The organism is Pseudomonas arcuscaelestis (assembly GCF_016881005.1).
Classification (GTDB): domain Bacteria; phylum Pseudomonadota; class Gammaproteobacteria; order Pseudomonadales; family Pseudomonadaceae; genus Aquipseudomonas; species Aquipseudomonas arcuscaelestis.
This window is the reverse complement of record NZ_JACOPV010000005.1, coordinates 264,625-285,781: the sequence shown is the minus strand read 5'-3', so window position 1 is coordinate 285,781 and position 21,157 is coordinate 264,625. Positions and strand designations below refer to the sequence as shown.

Sequence of the window (21,157 nt, the reverse complement as noted above, 5' to 3'; positions counted from 1 at the left end):
CTGGTCGCCAAGGTGTAACACGTCGAGTGTAGCCTGCAGGCTATTTACAGGGACGTTGCCATGTCAGACTTTCCCGCAATTAACGCATTGCTTTTCGGTCTGCGCGACTGCCTCGTCGACAGCACTACGGTGCAACTGACGCCAGGCGCGCTGCAAACCCTCGACGGATTGAAGCAGCAGCATATCCCCTGTGCCTGGATTGACGAGCTGACCGAAGCCGATGCCCTGCAGTTGTCCTCCCCCCTGCCATCATGGCTCAAGGCCCAGTACCAGGCACCCACGCCATGGCCAGCACCCGATGCCTGCTGGCACGCCTTGATGTCGCTCAAAGCCCCTGGCCTCGACGGCTGCGTGTTAGTCAGTGGCGATCCTCGGTTGCTGCAATCGGGCCTCAACGCGGGCCTGTGGACAGTGGGCGTGGCAACCTGCACCTCTCGGTGCCGGGCAGACAGCCTGAAATGGCAGGCGTTGAGCCTGCAGGAGCAAGAGCGCGAGCGTGGCAAGGCGACGCTGCAATTGTTCGCGCTGGGGGTGCATTCGGTGATCGGCCACCTCGAAGCCCTTGGCGATTGCCTGAACGACATCGCCCAGCGCCGCATCAAGGGCGAAAAGCCCTGACACAGAGCTGTTGATCAGGGTCATGCAAAGCGTCGCCTGGTGGATTACTCTAGTAACCAAGGTATGGACCTTTCACCCACTGCCGGGGTCCATGACTGAGCCTATTCATAGAGGGAGATCACCCATGCCTGCCCGCGAACTGCAAGAGCAACTCAACGAGCTGCGCGAGCAATTGGAGCAAAACCCACCGCTTTCAGAAGAAGAGCGCGAACACCTGCATGAGCTTATGCGCCAGATCGAGGCCAAGCTTGAGCTGGAAGCCGCCAGTCCCGACAACGACCTGGTCGACAGTGTCAATCTGGCAGTCGAAACATTTGAAGCCAATCACCCCAGCCTGACCGGCATCCTGCGTCGCCTGGCCGTAAGCCTGCACAGTATGGGTATCTAACCCCGTTGCGAAAAAAAGCCCCGTTATCAAACGGGGCTTTTTTCGTTACTGGCGAACCAAGCGCAAATTCGGCAGCGTCACGGCTTCGGTACTGCGGTACGGGTTGATATCCAGGCCACCACGACGTACATACCGGGCATAAACGGTGAGGAACTCTGGATTGAGCAAGCGCTTCAGGTCCAGGTAAATACGTTCAACGCACTGCTCATGGAAATCGGCGTGTTGACGGAAGCTGATCAGGTAGGTCAGCAAGCTTGCAGGGTCCAGCGCCGCACCGCGGTAATGAACGGTAACGCTGCCCCAATCGGGCTGACCGGTAACCGGGCAGTTGGATTTGAGCAGGTGACTGTGCAAGGTTTCTTCGACAATGCGGCTGCTGTCACATTGCAGCAATTCCGGTTGCGGCTGCTCGTAATTAGTGATGCTGACATCCAACTCATCGATACACCGGCCAGGCAAAGCAACCACGCCCTGCCCTTCGACTTCGGCCAAGCTACGAACCTGCACGGACACCGGCTTGCCAGCGGCCGCCGAAAGGTCTTTTGCCAGGCACGCCTGTAAGGCCTCCGGCGTTTCGAAGACGGTCTGGTTCAACGAGTTCAAGTAGAGCTTGAACGACTTGGACTCGATGATATTGGGTGAGTCGGCGGGAATGGCGAATTCGCCAATGGCCACCACCGGCTTGCCCGAGGGCAGCAACCAGGACAACTCGAAGCAGTTCCAGAAGTCCACTCCCTGCCAAGGCAGGGTCTGGGCAGTGACGCCCAGCTCGGCCCATTTGGCTGCCCGTGGAATAGGGAACAGCAGCGATGGCGTGTAAGTGGCGATGTATTCGCTGGACTTGCCCAGCGGGGAGTGTTCGGCGGCGGGGTGCATGGCTCAAACCTGAAGGACGAAATACGCCTAGTTTATCGGGTTTGTGCCATGCGTTGGGCAATCGGCGGTTATTGACCGATAGTCAGCTTGCCAACCATGCCGGCCTGGTAGTGGCCTGGCACGTTACAGGCAAACTCGATGGGGGTTGCCTGGGTAAAGGTCCAGGTCAGTTCACCCCGCTTGCCCGGATCGACCATGACCGTGTTTGGATCCTCATGCTTCATGCCACCACCATGCTGCATGCCGCCATGACCCATGGACGAATGATCCATCTGCCCCTGCATAGCGATCATTTCTTTCTGGTGCTTGGCATGCATGACTGCATCACCAAGGCTGAACTCGTGCGCCACTGCCCCCTTGTTGATCAGCACAAAGCGCACCGTTTCTCCAGGCTTGACCTGTAAGCTGCGCGGCTCGTAGTACATATCGCCCATGACAATTTCCACAGTGCGATCAGCCTTGGCGGCAAGCGCTGGTGCGCCGAAAGCGAACGAAGGCGCAGGCGATGCCAATGCAGGCAGGCTGAACAGCGCCAAGGCGCCAGCAAAATAAAGGTGTTTCATGTCAGGCCCACTCCAGGGTTGCGACGATTCAGGCTTCACTGTAAAAAATCGGCGCTGGCAGCTACCTGACAGAAAGATTACAACTTTGTCAGCTTGGCCACCCACTTTGCCAGGCACGGTATAACCATTTGGCACTCCTTCTCCAAGAGCCTCACGATGAAACTATTGATCGTCGAAGACCAGACCAAAACCGGCCAGTATCTGTGCCAAGGCCTCAGTGAAGCAGGCTTTGCCACAGAACTTGCCGCCGACGGCAATACCGGCCAGCACCTGGCCCTTACTGGCGACTATGACCTGTTGATTCTCGATGTGATGCTGCCCGGCCGAAACGGCTGGCAGATTCTTCAGGCGGTGCGTGCATCAGGCAATGAGGTTCCCGTCCTGTTTCTTACCGCACGTGACGCTGTGGAAGACCGCGTGCACGGTCTGGAGCTGGGTGCCGACGATTATCTGGTCAAGCCTTTTGCCTTCTCGGAACTGCTGGCGCGGGTGCGCAGCCTGCTACGCCGCGGCAGCAGTCCCGCACAAGAAACCACCCTTGGGCTCGCCGACCTGCGCCTTGACCTGATACGCCGCCGAGTTGAGCGCAGCGGTCAGCGCATCGACTTGACCGCCAAGGAATTCGCCCTGCTGGAATTGATGTTGCGCCGCCAGGGCGAGGTGCTGCCCAAGTCATTGATCGCCTCTCAGGTCTGGGACATGAACTTTGACAGCGATACCAACGTGATTGAAGTGGCCATTCGCCGACTGCGCCTGAAGATCGACGACAGTCATGAGCACAAGCTTATCCATACTGTGCGCGGCATGGGCTACGTGCTGGAAGAGCGAGTTGGCTGATGCGTAAATTGTCTCTGGGTGGCCGGCTGGCCCTGCTGTTCGCCGCTTGCACCGCGGCAGTATCGTTGACGGCCGGTGTGTTGTTCAGCCGTGCCAGCGAACGGCACTTCATCGAGCTCGACCAGCAGTTACTCGAAAGCCGCCTGTCAGTGTTACGTCAGTTGCTTGAGGGCGTTGCCGACCCTGCCAGCTTGGCCTTGCGCCTGCCTGCCCTGAAATCAGAACTAAGCCACCAGACTGACCTTGCCGTGCGCGTACGTGGCAGCGATGGCCAAGTCTGGTTCGACAGCCAGGAAAAGCTTCCCGACTCTCCACGGGTGCCCGGGGTCAGCACGGTGCACAGCCCAAGCAGCGATTACCGCAGCCTGTGCGTCAATCTGAACAATGCTGACCCGCAGTCAGCGCAACTGACGCTGTTTCTCGACATCACCCATCACCAACACTTTCTCCAGCGCATGCAGCAACTGATCTGGCTCACCGTCGGCCTCTCGGCGTTGGCTACGGCGCTGCTCGGCGCCTGGGCGGCGCGCAGCGGCCTGCGCCCCTTGCGCCAGATGGGTGAGGTGGCGTCAAAAGTGTCGGCACGCTCGTTGACCACACGCCTGCCGGCGGAGCAGATGCCGGTAGAACTTGCAGAACTGGCACAAACCGTTAATGCCATGCTCGAGCGCCTGGACAATGCCTTCCAGCGCCTGTCGGCCTTCTCCGCCGACATCGCGCATGAACTGCGCACGCCACTGTCGAACCTGCTGACCCACACCCAAGTCACCCTCACGCGCCCACGGGGCCTGGAAGAGTATCGCGAAGCCTTGCACAGCAATCTGGAGGAACTGCAGTGGATGGCGCAGTTGGTGAATGACATGCTTTACCTCGCCAAGGCTGACCATGGCCTGTTAATGCCGAGTCGTCAGTATCTGGATCTGCATGATGAAGCCGACGCCTTGATCGAATACTACGCACCCCTGGCCGAAGACGCTGGAGTCACCTTGAGTCGCGAGGGTATGGCAAGCCTGGAAGGCGACCGTCACATGTTGCGCCGGGCCCTGTCCAACCTGCTCGATAACGCCCTGCGCTTTACCCCGCCCGCAGGGGAAATCCGCGTGAATATCCAGGTGCACGACCATCAGGTGCAGTTGCAGGTGGCCAACACGGGCGAACCTATCGATCCGTCACTGTTGCCGCGCTTGTTCGACCGTTTTTATCGGGCCGACCCAGCGCGTCGCGAAGGCAGTAGTGAGCATGCAGGCTTGGGACTGGCGATAACCCGCTCGATCGTACAGGCCCATGGAGGTAACATTCGGGCAGAGTCGGTGGGGGGATGGACGCGGTTTGTTATCAGCTTGCCAGCAGTGTGAAATCGCCGGTCACGCCCGCTCCCACCAATGCGTAGTGGAGCAGGCTTGAGCGGCGCTGATTGTTACTCGTAACGCAAGGCGTACGCTGGCTCAACCTGCGAGGCGCGGTAGGCAGGGTACAAGGTCGCAAGGAAGCTCATGATCAGACCAGCGCTGCAAATCAGCGCCACATCACCCCATTGCAGTTGCGATGGCAAGCTGCTGATGAAGTACACGTCGGAGGTAAAAATGTGCTGTCCGCTGACCCGCTCCAGCCAGCCGACAATCTGACTGACATTAAGCGCAGCGATCACCCCAAGCACACCACCGATAAGAGTGCCGACAACGCCGATCAACGAACCCTGGACCATGAAAGTGCCCATGATCTGCGCAGGGGTCGCGCCAATGGTGCGCAGGATGGCAATGTCCGCACCCTTGTCGTTGACCACCATGATCAACGTGGCAATGATGTTGAACGCGGCCACGGCGATGATCATCAGCAACAGAAGGCCAATCATGGTCTTCTCCATTTTCATGGCACTGAACAGACTGCCCTGAGTATGCGACCAGTCATCGGCACGGTAGGTCTCACCCAGGCTTGCGGCAATGGCCTTGGATACCTGCGGCGCGCTGTAGAGATCCTTGAGCTTGAGGCGCACACCCTGCACCTGCCCCGGCTGCCAGCGTTGCATCTGTGCGGCATCGGCCATGTGAATGTAAGCCGTGGAGCCATCGAGCTCGGCACCCACCTTGAACACCCCGACCACGTTAAGGCGTTGCATGCGCGGGGTGATGCCACCCGGCGCACTGCTCACTTCGGGCACAATCAGGGTCAGCTTGTCACCCACGTTCAAGCGAAAACGTCGGGCACTGATCTCACCGATCACCACACCATACTCACCCGGCTCCAGGGCCTGCAGGCTTCCTTGGACAATGTGCTGGCCGACGATAGAGACCTTGCCCTCCTCGGCCGGATCGATACCACTGACCTGGATAGGTTGCATCGCGCCCTTGTAGGACAGCATGCCTTCCATCTCGGTCAACGGCGCGGCGGCAATCACTTGCGGATTTTTCAAGGCAGCGTCCGCCGCCGCGTGCCAGTCATCCAGGGGTTTCACACCCAGGATGCTTGCATGCGGAACCATACCAAGGATCCGCGCACTCATTTCGCGCTGGAAGCCGTTCATCACCGACAACACCACGATCATCGCCAGCACGCCCAAAGACAGGCCGATCATCGAGGTCATGGAAATGAACGAGATGAAATGGTTGCGGCGCTTGGCGCGGGTGTAGCGCGCGCCGATGAAAATAGACAAGGGTCTGAACATGAACGAAAGCACCCAGGTAAAGAAAAGGAACAGAGCACCCGACAACCTGTGCGGGCGCTCTGCACGGCCAGGTCAGATCGCTACCAGATGTCCGTCTTCCAGACGCAACACTCGGTCCATCTGCCGCGCCAGATTCAGGTCATGGGTTACAACCAGGAAGGCGGTCTGCGATGAACTGCTCAGCTCCTGCATCAGATCCTGGATACCCTGGGCGGTATGGTGGTCGAGGTTGCCGGTAGGCTCGTCGAGCATCACCAAGCCAGGGCGGTTGACCAGGGCCCGGGCAATCGCCACGCGCTGGCGCTCACCACCCGACAGCTCGGCAGGCTTGTGGCTCAGTCGATGGCCAAGACCAACACGCTTGAGCAATGCCTCGGCGCGCTCGCGCGCTTCGGGAATGGCAGTGCGGCCAATCAGCAATGGCATGCACACGTTCTCCAGCGCGGTGAACTCCGGGAGCAAGTGGTGAAACTGATAGACAAAACCCAGTGCGCGGTTGCGCAACAGCCCACGAGCACGCTCACCCAGGGCCGACAGCTCTTCACCGGCTAACCAGACGCTCCCTTCAGTAGGGGTATCGAGGCCACCCAAGAGGTTGAGCAAGGTACTTTTGCCCGACCCTGAACTGCCGACGATGGCCACCCGCTCGCCGGGTTGCAACTCCAATTGCAAGCCGGACAACACCTGTACCGACTCCGGGCCTTCCTCGTAGGACTTGCCCAGGTTGCGGCAACTCAGCACTGCTTTATCACTCATGCCCAACTCACTCATAACGTAGCGCCTCCGCAGGCTGGGTGCGCGCCGCACGCCAGGCCGGATACAAGGTGGCGAGGAAACTCAGGACCAATGCCGCACCGCAGACCATCCATACGTCCTCGGCCATCACCTGGGACGGCAGGTAGTCGATGAAATAGACGTCGGCATTGAGAAACTTGTGTCCGATCAGGGTTTCGAGTCCGGATATCGCCGCACTGACATTCAGCGCAGCGGCAATACCCACCACGCCTCCAATCAAGGTACCGACCACACCGATCACTGTGCCCTGGACCATGAAGATGGCCATGATCTGCCCCGGGGTCGCACCCAGGGTACGCAAAATGGCGATGTCGCCCTTCTTGTCATTGACCACCATCACCAGGGTGGAAATGATGTTGAACGCCGCCACTGCCACGATCAGCAACAGCAGCAGGCCAATCATGGCCTTCTCCATGCGAATCGCCTGGTACAGGTTGCCGTGGGTACGGGTCCAGTCACGGGCATAGAACTCCCGGTCGCCGAGCTTCTGGGCAATATCCCAGGTTGTACGCGGTGCCTGGAACAGGTCATCGAACTTCAAGCGAAGGCCCTGCACCTGGTCCGCTTTCCAGCGATGCAGACGCGACAGGTCCGACAGGTTGGTCAGCCCCATATAGCCATCGATTTCGCCTGCGCCGACATGAAAGATGCCGACCACGGTAAAGCGTTTCATGCGCGGGAACATGCCGGCCGGCGTCACCGTGACTTCCGGGGCCACGAAGGTCAGCTTGTCGCCGATGCCTGCGCCCAGCTTGGCTGCCGCCTTGTCGCCGATCATGATGCCGAACTCACCCGGCGCCAGGGCGTCGAGCTTACCTTCACGAATGAAGTTATCGATGATCGAGACCTGGCGCTCCTGGACCGGATCAATGCCGTTGAGCAGCACCTTCTGCACTTTGCCCTCATGGGTCAGCAGACCCTGCATCTGGGTAAAGGGCGCTACCGCTACAACCTGCGGGTTCTGCTTTACTTGATTGGCAAGTGCAGGCCAGTCGCTAATCGGCTGGCCGGTTTCCAGTGTGGCATGGGGCACCATGCCCAACACCCGGGTGCGCATCTCGTGATCGAAACCGTTCATGACCGACAACACCACGATCATCACAACCACGCCCAGGGCGAGGCCGATCATCGAGGTCAGCGAAATGAACGAGACGAAGTGGTTGCGGCGCTTGGCACGTGTGTAACGCGTACCGATAAATACGAAAAGAGGTCTGAACATGTCGGGGCTTGTTCGGAGGAAAGAGGAACGTCCTTGTGGCGGGGCTTGAATAGCGGCTTTACACTCAGACCACCGCCGCTACCATGGGTTCGCCATGTCGACATTAGATGAAGAAGATCGCCGCGAATACTACCGTATCGAGGATCAGATCGCACTGGAAATTAGCCCACTGAGTGCTGCCGAAGCCCTTGGCCCAGACTTGTTGCAAGATGATTCACCACTCTTCAACCTGCTCAGCGAACTGCACCTGAGTGAATTCGAGTCCCAACACCTGCTGCGCCAGCTCAGTGACAAGGACCGCACCCTTGCGGCCTTTCTCAAAGCCCAGAACAAACGCATCGATCTGCTCAGCGCCGTTGTCGCACAAACACTGCTGGGGCAGATCAGCGCGCCACAAGCTGTGGTGCTGTCCGAAGGCGGCATCGAATTCAAGCAGGCCCAGCCAATTACCGCAGGCACCCGGGTCGCGGTAAAGATGATCCTCATGCCCCAGGCCCTGGGCCTACTGCTGCGCGGCAAGGTCACCCACTGCGACCAGCAAGCTGACGGCCAATACGAAATCGGTAGCGAATTCGTTGATATCACCGACGCCCAACGACAGTTACTGGCCCGCTATATCCTGCAGCGACAGGCGCAACAGCGACGCCAGGCATTGGACCAAAACACCTCTAGCGCTTCTTGAGTCTTACCTTTTTTTGAAGGAACAACCGTGACCCAGATTTATGGCCACCGTGGCGCCAAGGGCGAAGCCCCCGAAAACACCCTGACCAGCTTCCAGCAATGTCTCAAGCACGGCGTCCGCCGCTGCGAGCTGGATTTGCACCTTTCAGCGGACAATGAACTGATGGTGATTCACGACCCGACGCTCAAGCGTACCACCGGGCGACGTGGCAAAGTTTTCGAGCAACAGGCTGCCGACCTGATCACATACGATGCACGCAAAGGCGGCCCGGGCTGGGTATCGGCAAGCCCTATCCCGCGCCTGGCAGAACTGTTCGAGAAGTGTGACTTCGAGCACTGGCAACTTGAAGTCAAGAGCGCTTCTCGCACGCGCGCCGTCACCACCGTGCTGGCGATTCGCGAACTGGCGCAAGAATTCGGCCTGCTCGATAAAGTCACCATCACATCAAGCTCACGGGAAGTGCTGGGCGCAGCTGCGGAGTTCACCCCGGATATTTCGCGCGGACTGGTTGCCGAATACGCCTGGCTCGACCCTCTGAAGGTCGCCCAGAATTATGGCTGCAACTTACTGGCACTGAACTGGACACTGTGCACCCCTGAGCGCCTGATCAAGGCCCAGCGCCAGGGTTTGCACGTGTCAGTGTGGACAGTCAACGAGCCGGCGCTGATGCGCAGGCTCGCCGACTTCGGCGTAGACAGCCTGATTACAGACTTTCCCGGTTTGGCCAGCGCCACCCTCGAGAATCGCTGAAATCGGTCTCCCCGGCCGGCTCAGGCCACCGGCCGGAGCCGCTCAAAAAAGCCGGTTGAGGCCGTCGTAGGCAGCTACCCGATAGGCTTCGGCCATGGTCGGGTAGTTGAAGGTGGTGTTGACGAAGTACTTCAGGGTATTGCGCTCACCCGGCTGATCCATGATCGCCTGACCGATGTGGACAATTTCCGAAGCCTGGTAACCGAAGCAATGCACGCCAAGGATTTCCAGCGTCTCGCGATGGAACAGAATTTTCAGCATGCCTTGCGGCTCACCCGCGATCTGCGCTCGCGCCATACCTTTGAAGAATGCCTTGCCCACTTCGTAAGGTACCTTGGCCTGGGTCAGCTCCTGCTCGTTTTTGCCGATCGAGCTGATTTCCGGGATGGTGTAGATACCGGTCGGTACGTCGTTGACGAAGCGCCAGCTTCCGTTATCGACGATGCTGCCCGCCGCCGAACGACCTTGGTCATGGGCAGCACTGGCCAGGCTCGGCCAACCGATTACGTCACCGGCTCCGTAGATATTCGGCACGTGGGTGCGGTAGGTCTCGTCCACTTCAATCTGGCCACGGCTGTTGACCTTGATACCGATGTTTTCCAAGCCTAGCTTGTCGGTGTTGCCAGTACGGCCGTTGCACCAGAGCAAGGCGTCTGCCTTGATCTTTTTGCCGGACTTCAAGTGCAGGATCACACCGTTGTCCACGCCCTCAACACGGTCATACTCTTCGTTGTGACGAACAGTGATGTTGTTGTTGCTGAAGTGGTAGCTCAATGCCTGGGAGATTTCCGAATCAAGGAAGCTCAGCAATTGGCCGCGGTTGTCTACCAACTCCACCAGCACACCCAGGCCGCTGAAGATCGAGGCGTACTCGCAACCGATGACACCGGCACCATAGACAATCAGCTTGCGCGGGGTGTGGCCGAGGCTGAGGATAGTGTCGCTATCGTAGATACGCGGGTGATGGAAATCGATATCGGCCGGACGGTATGGACGCGAACCGGTAGCGATAATGATGTGCTTGGCGACCAGTTTCTCAACCACGCCATTGGCGCAAACCACTTCGATGGTCTGCTCGTCGGCGAAACTGCCAGTGCCAAAGAACACGTCCACACGGTTGCGCGCGTAGTAGCCAGTGCGCGAGGTGACTTGCTTGGCAATCACCTTCTCGGCGCTTTTCAGTACGTCAGGGAACGAGAACCAGCGCGGCTCACCAATGGCCCGGAACATCGGGTTGGTGTTGAACTGCATGATCTGGCGCACCGAGTGACGCAGGGCCTTGGACGGGATGGTGCCCAGGTGGGTGCAGTTACCGCCGACCTGGCGACGGCTATCGACCATCGCCACCTTGCGTCCTGCTTTGGCAGCATTCATTGCCGCCCCTTCTCCTGCGGGGCCGGAACCCAGCACCACTACGTCGTAGTTGTAGACAGCCATGCGTACTCCTTCAGAACAGGCCCGTTCGCCACGCCGGCGATCGGGGCTAGATCATGTCGCCAGCGGCGCCATGAAAATTTCGAATGCAGTCTAATCAAGCTTGAGCGTCGCGCACATTAACCCTTGGTCGCGTCGTAGGCTAATTTTCTCTGCACTACATGTATTCATCGCGGGGCAAGCCCACCCAAAAACGGTGGGCGCGGGCTTGCCCCGCGATGCCTTTCAATTCTTAATCACTCGAGCAAACGCCGGCGTGCTCCGAGAGACGAAACCATCACCAACCCGGGTCACGAACAGCGCAGCAATCTCGTGTTTCAAGGCAAAGTCCCAGCCCTGTTGCGGCCCAAGGATCAACAATAAGGTCGAGTAACCGTCAGCCATCAATGCCGAACGATCAAAAACTGTCACCGCCGCCAACTCATGCTGCACCGGTTTGCCCTGGCGCGCATCGAAGGTATGCGAATAGCGCTGGCCATTCTCCTCGAAATAGTTGCGATAGTCACCGGAGGTCGAAACACCATAGCCATCCACCGCCACTATTTGCTGGGCAATCTGGCGATCATCACGGGGGAGCTCAAGCGCTACTTTCCAGTGGCTGCCATCGGGCTTTCTGCCCAAGGCTTTAAGCTCGCCGGTCACTTCGACCAGCAAATCCGCGACCCCCAGGGCTTCAAGCCGCTCAACCAGAAGGTCCACCGCATGCCCTGCCGCTATGCTGTTGAAGTCGATTTGCACCGCAGCATCCTTGCACAACTGCTCGCCAACTATGCGCAAATGCCCATACCCGACACGCTGCCGCGTACTGGCCAGCGCCTGTGCGTCTGGCACTTTTTCTTGCCGTGATTGCGGACCGAAGCCCCACAGATCGAGCAACGGCTCCACGGTCAGGTCAAACGCACCCTCGCTCTGCTGCGACAACTGCTCACCAACACGCACCAATTCCAGCACCTCTGCCGGCATCCTCTGGCAACTGTTGGCAGGCAAGCGATTGAAGGTCTCGGTCAACGAGTCACTGCGATAGGTGGAAAAGCGCTTGTCGATCCCCTCAAGCACGCCCTGCACTTCTTGCCTGACGCGCTCCGGCGTCGGCCCTTGCGCCGTGCGCACATACTGCACGGTGAAGCTACTCCCCATGGTTGGCCCGCTGATGCGCTCAAGCGTATCGCCTTGCGAGCAACCGGCCAGGCTGATCAGCACACTCACCAGCGCGTTCACCAGCAACAGGTTACGCATTCATCCTCCTGGAAAATCAGGCAAAAAAAACGGGAACCCTGAGGTTCCCGTCTTTCACAACCAAGACAAGCTTAGCGTGGGAAAGCTGGCGGGTTTACACCGGCCATGTCTTCCATTACACGCACAACCTGGCAGCTGTAACCGAATTCGTTGTCGTACCAGACGTACAGGACAACGCGGTTATCGTTGCAGATGGTAGCTTCGGCATCGACCACACCGGCGTGACGCGAGCCAACGAAGTCAGTGGAAACCACTTCCTGCGAGCTGACGTAATCGATCTGCTTGTGCAGATCCGAGTGCATGGCCATCTGGCGCAAGTACTCGTTGATTTCTTCGCGGTTGGTGGCCTTTTCCAGGTTCAGGTTGAGGATGGCCATCGACACGTTCGGCGTTGGAACACGAATCGCGTTACCGGTCAGCTTGCCCTTGAGCACTGGCAGCGCCTTGGCAGCTGCAGTGGCTGCACCGGTCTCGGTGATAACCATGTTCAACGGCGCGGCGCGGCCACGACGGCTGCCCTTGTGGAAGTTGTCGATCAGGTTCTGGTCGTTGGTGAACGAGTGAACGGTTTCGACGTGGCCGTTGACGATGCCGTACTTGTCATTGACAGCTTTGAGCACCGGCACGATGGCGTTGGTGGTGCAGGAAGCGGCCGAGATAATCTTGTCGTCAGCGTTGATTTCACCGTGGTTGATGCCGTGCACGATGTTCTTCAGTGCGCCTTTGCCAGGTGCAGTGAGGATTACGCGAGCAGCGCCAGGGCACGCCAAGTGTTGGCCCAGGCCGTCGGCATCACGCCATACACCGGTGTTGTCGACGATCAGAGCGTTTTCGATGCCGTACTGGGTGTAGTCGACTTCGCTAGGGCTCTTGGCGTAGATAACCTGGATCAGGTTGCCGTTGGCGGTGATGGTGTTGTGTTCTTCGTCGATGGTGATGGTGCCATCGAACGGGCCGTGAACCGAGTCACGACGCAACAGGCTGGCACGCTTGACCAGATCGTTTTCGGCGCCTTTGCGCACGACGATGGCACGCAGACGCAGACCGTCGCCACCACCGGTTTTTTCGATCAGGATGCGCGCCAGCAGACGGCCAATACGACCGAAGCCGTACAGCACGACGTCAGTGCCTTTGCGCGCCGAAGCATTCTGCTGGCCAACCACGTCGGCCATTTCTTCACGCACGAACTGCTCGGCGCTACGACCGTTGCCTTCTTGCTTGAATTTGTTGGCCAGCTTGCCCAGGTCGACCGAAGCGGCGCCCAGTTTCAGCTCGCTCATCGCCTTGAGCAGCGGGAATGTCTCGTGGACAGAGAGTTCGGTTTCGTCGGTTTGGCGATGACGAGCAAAGCGATGCGCTTTGAGGATCGAGATCACCGAGCGGTTGATCAGGCTACGGCCATAGATCGAGCTCACCACATTGTTATTGCGGTAGAGCTGACCGATAAGCGGGATCATCGCTTCTGCAAGTGCTTCACGATCAATCCACTCACCAAGACACTGGTCGGGCTTCTGAGTCACGGGAACCTTCCACATGTAGGGACAGAAAAAAGGGGCTACATTATGACGCCCCGCAGCCCATCGAGCAATGAGCGCCTGTCGCCGATGCGTCACTACATGGATTTAGCCTGCGCAAACCTGACAGCACGGGCTCGTCACCGGTACAATTGTCGTCTTTGTCGCAACGCTTGGAGCTCGACCTCCCGTGCCTGTACTGCGTCTACCGCACCTGCCGGCCACTGCCGGCAAACAAACCTGGGGCAATCTGCCGGGCGCTGCCCTGAGCCTGGCCATTGCCGAAGCTGCCAGCGCCGCCAAGCGCTTTACCCTGCTTCTGACCGCCGACAGCCAAACAGCTGACCGGCTCGAGCAGGAGTTGCGCTTTTTTGCGCCGGATCTGCCGGTATTGCCGTTCCCCGACTGGGAAACCCTGCCCTACGACCTGTTCTCGCCGCACCAGGACATCATCTCTCAGCGGATTGCCAGCCTGTACCGGCTGCCGGAGCTTGACCACGGCATTCTCGTGGTGCCGATCACCACTGCCCTGCACCGCCTGGCACCGACCCGCTTCCTGCTGGGTAGCAGCCTGGTGCTGGACATCGGCCAGAAGCTCGACGTTGAGCAAATGCGCACGCGTCTGGAAGCCAGCGGTTACCGCTGTGTCGATACGGTGTACGAACACGGCGAATTCGCCGTGCGCGGCGCACTGATCGATCTGTTCCCAATGGGCAGCAAGCTGCCGTACCGGATCGATCTGTTCGACGACGAGATCGAGACCCTGCGGACCTTCGACCCGGAGACCCAGCGCTCCATCGACAAAGTCGAGTCGGTGCGCTTGTTGCCGGCGCGCGAGTTTCCGCTGCAAAAAGATGCCGTGACTCGCTTCAAGGCTCGCTTTCGTGAGCGCTTCGACGTCGACTTCCGCCGCTGCTCGATCTTCCAGGACCTGTCCAGCGGCATTACCCCTGCCGGTATCGAGTATTACCTGCCGCTGTTTTTCGATGACACCTCGACCCTGTTCGACTACCTGCCCCAGGACACCCAGGTGTTTTCCCTGCCCGGCGTCGAGCAGGCAGCCGAGCATTTCTGGAGCGATGTGCGCAACCGCTACGAGGAGCGGCGTATCGATCCGTCGCGCCCCCTGTTGCCACCGGCCGAATTGTTCCTGCCGGTAGAGGATTGTTTTGCCCGCCTGAAAAACTGGCCACGCGTTGTCGTCAGCCAGGATGACATCGACAGCGGCGTCGGTCGCGAGCGCTTCCCGGCACAAGCGCTGCCCAATCTTGCCATCGAAGCCAAGGCCCACCAGCCGTTGGCAGCGTTATCAGCGTTCCTCGACCAGTTCGCTGGCCGCGTGTTGTTCACTGCCGAGTCGGCAGGCCGTCGCGAAGTGCTGCTCGAACTCCTCGAGCGCCTGAAGCTGCGCCCGCAAACCGTCGACAGTTGGAGTGCATTTGTTGCCGGCAAAGAGCGCCTGGCAATTACCATCGCCCCGCTCGATGAAGGCCTGCTGCTGGAAGATCCGGCCATCGCCCTGGTTGCCGAAAGCCCGCTGTTCGGGCAACGGGTCATGCAGCGCCGGCGCCGGGAAAAACGCAGCGACGGCAGCAACGATGCGGTCATCAAGAACCTCACCGAATTGCGCGAAGGCGCGCCAGTGGTACACATCGACCACGGTGTGGGTCGCTACCTGGGCCTGGCGACCCTGGAAATCGACAATCAGGTCGCCGAGTTCCTCACCCTGGAGTACGCCGAGGGCGCCAAACTCTATGTGCCGGTGGCCAACCTGCACCTGATCGCTCGTTACACCGGTAGCGATGACGCGCTGGCGCCACTGCATCGGCTTGGCTCCGAAACCTGGCAAAAAGCCAAGCGCAAAGCGGCCGAACAAGTCCGCGACGTTGCTGCCGAACTGCTCGACATTTATGCCCGCCGCGCCGCACGCAAAGGGTATGCCTTCGCCGATCCGTCTGCCGACTACGCCACATTCAGCGCCGGCTTTCCTTTCGAAGAAACGCCCGACCAGCAAAGCGCGATCGAAGCGGTACGCGAGGACATGCTCGCGCCCAAGCCGATGGATCGCCTGGTCTGTGGCGATGTGGGCTTCGGCAAGACCGAAGTGGCCATGCGCGCCGCCTTCATCGCCGTACACGGTGGTCGCCAGGTAGCGATCCTGGTTCCTACCACCCTGCTCGCCCAACAGCACTACAACAGCTTCCGCGACCGCTTCGCCGACTGGCCCGTCACCGTGGAGGTGATGAGCCGCTTCAAGTCGCCCAAAGAAATCGCCAACGCCGTCGCCGATCTCGCCGAAGGCAAGATCGACATCGTCATCGGCACCCACAAGCTGCTGCAAGACGACGTCAAGATCAAAGACCTGGGCCTGGTGATCATCGACGAAGAGCACCGTTTTGGCGTACGCCAGAAAGAACAACTCAAGGCGCTGCGCAGTGAAGTCGACATCCTCACCCTGACGGCCACACCGATTCCGCGTACGTTGAACATGGCAGTGGCCGGCATGCGCGACCTGTCGATCATCGCCACCCCGCCAGCTCGCCGATTGTCGGTGCGTACCTTTGTGATGGAGCAGAACAAGAGCACCGTCAAGGAAGCGCTGCTGCGCGAGCTGCTACGCGGCGGCCAGGTCTACTACCTGCACAACGATGTGAAAAGCATCGAGAAGTGCGCCGCCGACCTCACTGAACTGGTACCCGAGGCGCGCATTGGCATCGGTCACGGGCAGATGCGCGAACGCGAACTCGAACAGGTGATGAGCGACTTCTACCATAAGCGCTTCAACGTGTTGATCGCCTCGACCATTATCGAGACCGGTATCGACGTACCGAGCGCCAACACCATCATCATCGAGCGTGCCGACAAGTTCGGCCTGGCCCAATTGCACCAATTGCGCGGCCGGGTCGGACGCAGTCACCACCAGGCATACGCTTATCTGCTTACCCCGCCACGCCAGCAAATCACGCCAGATGCCGAGAAGCGCCTGGAGGCTATCGCCAACACTCAGGATTTGGGCGCAGGTTTTGTCCTTGCCACCAACGACCTGGAGATCCGTGGCGCTGGCGAGCTGCTTGGCGAAGGCCAGAGCGGGCAGATCCAGGCGGTCGGGTTTACCCTGTACATGGAAATGCTCGAGCGCGCAGTCAAGGCCATCCGCAAGGGTACCCAGCCTAACCTCGATCAACCCTTGGGCGGTGGCCCGGAAATCAATCTGCGCCTACCCGCGCTGATTCCTGAAGATTACCTGCCCGATGTGCATGCGCGCCTGATTCTGTACAAGCGAATTGCCTCGGCGGTGGATGAGGACGGCCTCAAAGACCTGCAAGTGGAGATGATCGACCGTTTCGGGCTGTTACCCGAGCCCACCAAAAACCTGGTACGCCTGACCTTGCTCAAGCTGCAGGCAGAAAAGCTTGGCATCAAGAAAGTCGACGCCGGCCCCAACGGCGGCAAGATCGAATTCGAAGCCGAGACACCGGTCGACCCAATGGCATTGATCAAGCTGATCCAGAGCCAGCCCAAGCGTTACAAGTTCGAAGGTGCAACCCAGTTCAAGTTCATGGTGCCGATGGAGCGCCCGGAAGAACGCTTCAACAACCTTGAGGCGCTGTTCGAGCGCCTGACCCCACAATCTGCGTGAAGGAAGATCCATGCGTGCCATTCGCTGCCTGACCCTGCTACTGGCGCTATTTGCCCCAGCCGCATTTGCTGAAGGCGAGTATCAGGTTGAAATGATTCTGGTACGGCAAAACGCCGTGCCGGCGATTACCAGCCAGTTTGCCCCGGAAGACTGGAGCAACGGCGCCCAGGCCCTTGCCGAAGGCGACCTGCGCAAACCCGCAATGACCGATGAAGCAGCGAAGCTGACCGCGGACAGTCAATACACGGTGCTTTTACACAAAGCCTGGAAACAGGACGCCGGCACCGTTGCCATCACCGACGGCAAGGAACAATTCGGCCACTTCCCGATCGAGGGCAACCTGAGCCTTAAGGAAGATCGCTTCATCGCCGTCGATGCCAACGTCTGGGTCAATCAGTTCGACGGCAATGGCGCCGTCGTCCAGAGCGAACAGCTCAAGCAGAGCAACAGCACGGTAAAAAATGCAGAACTGACTTTTCTCGATGGCGGCCACCTGGCCGTGCTGCTCAAGGTTACCGCCAACAGGCCGGTGAGGATGCCCAGCCCAGCGCCGGAGTTGATGGAGCAATAACCAGATGCGGAGAGAACTGCGGCAACTGGTTGAAAATGACGACTGGACGTCAGCGTTCCGCTCACAGGTGCTGGAAAGAGGCGCCAAATATGCGGAGCAAGGCCGCGTAAAGCTGCTATCGCTAAAAGGCGCCAAGCTCACTTCAACCTGCCGCGGTTCCGGTGGCAATGTCTACACCCAGATTATTGAGTTGGGCAACCTCGAGTTCGGGTCATTGCTGAGGTCATTCTGCAGTTGCCCGGTAGGTTTCAATTGCAAGCACTGCGCCGCCGTCCTCTATTACGTGATGGCCCTGCAAGAACCGGACGAAGCACTACAGCCAAGCGAAACGTCGGGGCTGAGCCCGCAACTGGAGCACTGGATCGACAACCTCGCCAAGGTTGCAGCAGGCGTCGGAAAATCCTCGAAAGAGGATGGGCGCATACTGATCTACGAGCTGTCCTTACTAGAAAGCGGCAAGGCCTGCATCATCCCGTACAAATGCAATCGCCTGAAGGATGGCAGCTTCACCGAGCTCAAGCCGATCCTGCCCCCTCAAGAACCCCTGCGCCTGAAGCCGCGCTATCTGCAGGCGTGTGATGCAAAGTTTCTACGCCTGGTTGTTGCCAGCCCGCAAAGCGCCACATTCAACGGCACCGTAACGCTTGAAGGAGCCGATGGCGCGGCACTGCTTGAACAGGCCCTGTCTACCGAACGATTGGTCCTCGCTCCGCACCTCTCCCCCCTTACCCGGGGAGCGCCGCTTAGCTGCGAGTTTCGCTGGGTCAAGCTGGATAGCGGCCATTACAAGGGCTGCTGGTACAGCCACGGCACGTTGATCGAACACGTTCTGGCCCTGCAGCCACTGTATTACCTAAACCAAGCCCAGGACCAGATTGGCAGCCTGAGCCACGGCTACGACGAAATCACAGCTTCATATCTCGCCTCCGCGCCGGTCATACCGGAAAGCCAGGTAGTACAATTCAGCCATCGGATTCAGACCCTCAATCGTCAGATCCCCACCCCCAGAACATTGAGCGAAAAGATCATCGAAGGCATTGCACCCACACCCCACCTCACCCTGGGCAGTCACGAGTTCAGCGCTTACGTGCCGCAATCAGGCCGAATGCAGCGCCAACACCAGCACCGAGCTGCCTTGTCTTTTGTCTACGACGGGGTGCGCGCCAGTGGCCGCCAGGCCAAAGACGTTACCAAGCTCGACGGCAGCACCTGCCAACGTATCCAGCGCCAACCCGAAGCCGAAGGCAAAATCCGCCAGACGCTGACGAAGCTGGGATTCAAGGTGGCCACGCGGCAAAGCAAAGCGTTGCCCGAAAGCGCTGGCGACCTGCTTGAGTTGGCGTCCGAGGGCGCTTGGCTACGCTTCATCCTCAATGACTTGCCGCTGTTGCGCGAACAAGGATGGGAGATCGAATACACCGACGAATTCGCCTTCAACCTCGCCCAGGTAGATGACTGGTACGCGCATATTGATGAAGCCGGCGGGCGAGACTGGTTCGACCTGGAGCTGGGCATCGAGGTCAATGGCGAGCGCCTGAGCCTGCTGCCGATCCTTCTCAACGTACTGCGTAGCCATCCGGAGCTGCTCAATCCCGCGCAATTGCAAAAGCGCCGAGACGATGAACAAATGCTGGTGCAGTTACCTGGCCCGCCAGGCAGCGTACGCCGCAACCTGCAAGTGGCACTGCCCTATGGCCGGCTCAAACCCGTATTGGCGACGCTAGGCGACTTCTACCTGCGTGAGCCAGGCGACACCAGCCTGCGCCTGCCTACCCTGGATGCCACCCGCCTCAATGCGCTGCAAGACCTGCCGCTAAGCTGGCAAGGCGGCGCTCAGGTGCGCAACCTCGCCGAACGCTTGCGCGATATCCGCCTGCAACCGGCGCAGGCCCCAAGCGGCCTCAATGCAACACTGCGTGCTTACCAACTTGAAGGCCTGAGCTGGATGCAGGCACTGCGCGAGCTGGAAGTCGGCGGCATCCTTGCCGATGACATGGGCCTGGGCAAGACCCTGCAAACCCTCGCCCACCTGCTCACCGAGAAAAACGCCGGACGCCTGACCCGCCCCGCCATGGTGGTGATGCCCACCAGCCTGATCCCCAACTGGCAGGACGAAGCCGCACGCTTCGCGCCCGACCTGCGAGTGCTTGCGCTGCAAGGCGTAGGCCGACGCAAACACTTTGCCAACTTGCACGACTATGACCTGCTGCTTACCACTTACGCCTTGCTGCCCAAGGACATGGAGCACTTCGAGGGCCTGAAGCTGCATGTACTGATTCTCGATGAAGCGCAGTACATCAAGAGCCCGAACAGTAAGGCAGCCCAGGCTGCACGTGAGTTCGAAGCACGCCAACGCCTGTGCCTCAGTGGCACGCCCCTGGAAAATCACCTGGGTGAGCTGTGGTCGCTGTTTCACTTCCTGCTGCCCGGCTGGCTGGGTGACGCCAAGACATTCAATCGCGACTACCGCGTACCGATCGAGCGCCAGAGCAATGAAGAACGCTTGCAGCACCTCAACGCCCGGATCAAGCCTTTCCTGCTCCGGCGCACCAAGGAACAAGTTGCCACGGAGCTGCCCGCCAAAACCGAAATGATTCATTGGGTCGACCTTAGCGACGCTCAGCGCGATGTCTACGAGACCATGCGCCTGGCCATGGATCAAAAGGTACGCAACGAAATCACTCGCAAGGGTGTGGCGCGTAGCCAGATCATCATCCTTGAGGCATTGCTCAAACTACGCCAGGTCTGCTGTGACTTGCGCCTGATCAACAGCGAGGCCACAACCGCGCGCGGCGCCCATTCGGGCAAACTGGCAAGCCTGATGGAAATGCTTGAGGAACTGCTCGCCGAAGGCCGGCGAGTGCTGCTGTTCTCGCAATTCACCAGCATGCTCAGGTTGATCGAGCAAGAGTTGCAGCAACGCCACATCGCCTACGCACTACTGACCGGCGAGACACGTGACCGTCGCGCACCCGTGCAGGACTTCCAAAGCGGACAATTGCAGATTTTTCTCATCAGCCTCAAGGCGGGTGGCGTTGGCCTGAATCTCACGGCGGCCGATACTGTCATTCACTACGACCCGTGGTGGAACCCGGCAGCCGAGAACCAGGCCACCGACCGTGCCTATCGCATCGGCCAGGAAAAGCCGGTTTTCGTCTACAAACTGATCACCCGCGGCACGGTGGAAGAAAAAATCCAGCAACTGCAACAGGAGAAGTCGGCGCTTGCGGCCGGCGTGCTGGATGGGCGAACGGCGGGTGACTGGCGTTTGGCCGCAGAGGATATCGATGCCTTGTTTGCCCCACTGCCTGGCAAGCACAAGGGGTCTAAAACGGGCTGAATCCCCGCCGGGGCTAGCGCCCACTGGCAATG

The 21,157-nt window shown here is 59.5% G+C and carries 17 protein-coding genes; 9 read left to right on the top strand and 8 right to left on the bottom strand.

What is annotated here, in order from left to right; translation table 11 throughout:
- The first annotated feature begins 60 nt into the window (after nt 1-60).
- Together H8F21_RS09785 and H8F21_RS09780 are read left to right on the top strand one after the other, a co-directional pair.
- Nucleotides 61-618 carry a phosphonoacetaldehyde phosphonohydrolase-related protein gene (locus tag H8F21_RS09785; RefSeq protein ID WP_203584279.1) on the top strand — a complete coding sequence of 186 codons (558 nt, stop codon included), beginning with the start codon at nt 61-63 and terminating at the stop codon, nt 616-618.
- Nucleotides 619-742: 124 nt separating this feature from the next.
- On the top strand, nt 743-1,006 hold the full coding sequence (locus H8F21_RS09780; protein ID WP_136475333.1) for a DUF4404 family protein: 264 nt from the start codon (nt 743-745) through the stop codon (nt 1,004-1,006).
- A 45-nt stretch (nt 1,007-1,051) separates the two neighbouring features.
- Here H8F21_RS09780 and queF read toward each other — a convergent pair whose 3' ends face one another.
- On the bottom strand, nt 1,052-1,882 hold the full coding sequence (queF, locus tag H8F21_RS09775; protein ID WP_203543138.1) for an NADPH-dependent 7-cyano-7-deazaguanine reductase QueF: 831 nt from the start codon (nt 1,880-1,882) through the stop codon (nt 1,052-1,054).
- A gap of 68 nt (nt 1,883-1,950) precedes the next feature.
- Complete coding sequence (locus tag H8F21_RS09770) at nt 1,951-2,445, bottom strand: cupredoxin domain-containing protein (RefSeq protein ID WP_203584278.1); 495 nt, start codon at nt 2,443-2,445, stop codon at nt 1,951-1,953.
- A 156-nt stretch (nt 2,446-2,601) separates the two neighbouring features.
- Here H8F21_RS09770 and H8F21_RS09765 point away from each other — a divergent pair, with 156 nt between their 5' ends.
- Together H8F21_RS09765 and H8F21_RS09760 are read left to right on the top strand one after the other, a co-directional pair.
- Nucleotides 2,602-3,282, top strand: a complete 681-nt coding sequence (locus H8F21_RS09765; RefSeq protein ID WP_203543136.1) for a heavy metal response regulator transcription factor — start codon at nt 2,602-2,604, stop codon at nt 3,280-3,282.
- Entirely contained in the window at nt 3,279-4,637 is a 1,359-nt protein-coding gene (locus H8F21_RS09760) for a heavy metal sensor histidine kinase (protein WP_203543207.1), read from the top strand. Before H8F21_RS09765 ends, H8F21_RS09760 begins: the two co-directional genes overlap by 4 nt.
- Before the next feature lie 62 nt (nt 4,638-4,699).
- Here H8F21_RS09760 and H8F21_RS09755 read toward each other — a convergent pair whose 3' ends face one another.
- The 3 genes from H8F21_RS09755 to H8F21_RS09745 form a co-directional block, all read right to left on the bottom strand.
- Nucleotides 4,700-5,944: a lipoprotein-releasing ABC transporter permease subunit gene (locus H8F21_RS09755; RefSeq protein WP_203584277.1), complete on the bottom strand. Its 1,245-nt coding sequence runs from the start codon at nt 5,942-5,944 to the stop codon at nt 4,700-4,702.
- Between the two features lie 72 nt (nt 5,945-6,016).
- Nucleotides 6,017-6,700, bottom strand: a complete 684-nt coding sequence (gene lolD / locus H8F21_RS09750) for a lipoprotein-releasing ABC transporter ATP-binding protein LolD (RefSeq protein ID WP_178084175.1) — start codon at nt 6,698-6,700, stop codon at nt 6,017-6,019.
- A gap of 7 nt (nt 6,701-6,707) precedes the next feature.
- The gene (locus H8F21_RS09745) at nt 6,708-7,958 is read right to left on the bottom strand and encodes a lipoprotein-releasing ABC transporter permease subunit (protein ID WP_203476694.1); all 1,251 of its coding nucleotides are present in this window, start codon (nt 7,956-7,958) and stop codon (nt 6,708-6,710) included.
- A 94-nt stretch (nt 7,959-8,052) separates the two neighbouring features.
- Between H8F21_RS09745 and H8F21_RS09740 the strand changes: the two genes are divergently transcribed.
- Nucleotides 8,053-8,640: a PilZ domain-containing protein gene (locus H8F21_RS09740; protein WP_203584276.1), complete on the top strand. Its 588-nt coding sequence runs from the start codon at nt 8,053-8,055 to the stop codon at nt 8,638-8,640.
- 27 nt (nt 8,641-8,667) lie between these two features.
- Nucleotides 8,668-9,390, top strand: a complete 723-nt coding sequence (locus tag H8F21_RS09735) for a glycerophosphodiester phosphodiesterase (RefSeq protein ID WP_203584275.1) — start codon at nt 8,668-8,670, stop codon at nt 9,388-9,390.
- A 42-nt stretch (nt 9,391-9,432) separates the two neighbouring features.
- Here the strand turns inward: H8F21_RS09735 and sthA are convergent, their stop codons facing one another.
- The 3 genes from sthA to H8F21_RS09720 form a co-directional block, all read right to left on the bottom strand.
- Entirely contained in the window at nt 9,433-10,827 is a 1,395-nt protein-coding gene (sthA, locus tag H8F21_RS09730) for a Si-specific NAD(P)(+) transhydrogenase (RefSeq protein WP_136475323.1), read from the bottom strand.
- 222 nt (nt 10,828-11,049) lie between these two features.
- Nucleotides 11,050-12,060, bottom strand: a complete 1,011-nt coding sequence (locus tag H8F21_RS09725; protein ID WP_459565133.1) for an FAD:protein FMN transferase — start codon at nt 12,058-12,060, stop codon at nt 11,050-11,052.
- Nucleotides 12,061-12,131: 71 nt separating this feature from the next.
- Complete coding sequence (locus H8F21_RS09720) at nt 12,132-13,595, bottom strand: glyceraldehyde-3-phosphate dehydrogenase (protein WP_203543134.1); 1,464 nt, start codon at nt 13,593-13,595, stop codon at nt 12,132-12,134.
- A gap of 169 nt (nt 13,596-13,764) precedes the next feature.
- On the opposite strand from H8F21_RS09720, the gene mfd reads away from it, so the two are divergent.
- From mfd to H8F21_RS09705, 3 genes are read left to right on the top strand one after another with little or no spacing between them, the layout of a single operon-like run.
- Complete coding sequence (gene mfd, locus H8F21_RS09715; protein WP_203584274.1) at nt 13,765-17,214, top strand: transcription-repair coupling factor; 3,450 nt, start codon at nt 13,765-13,767, stop codon at nt 17,212-17,214.
- Between the two features lie 10 nt (nt 17,215-17,224).
- On the top strand, nt 17,225-17,785 hold the full coding sequence (locus H8F21_RS09710; RefSeq protein ID WP_203476703.1) for a CsiV family protein: 561 nt from the start codon (nt 17,225-17,227) through the stop codon (nt 17,783-17,785).
- Nucleotides 17,786-17,789: 4 nt separating this feature from the next.
- Nucleotides 17,790-21,125: a DEAD/DEAH box helicase gene (locus H8F21_RS09705; RefSeq protein WP_203584273.1), complete on the top strand. Its 3,336-nt coding sequence runs from the start codon at nt 17,790-17,792 to the stop codon at nt 21,123-21,125.
- The last annotated feature ends 32 nt before the right edge of the window (nt 21,126-21,157 follow it).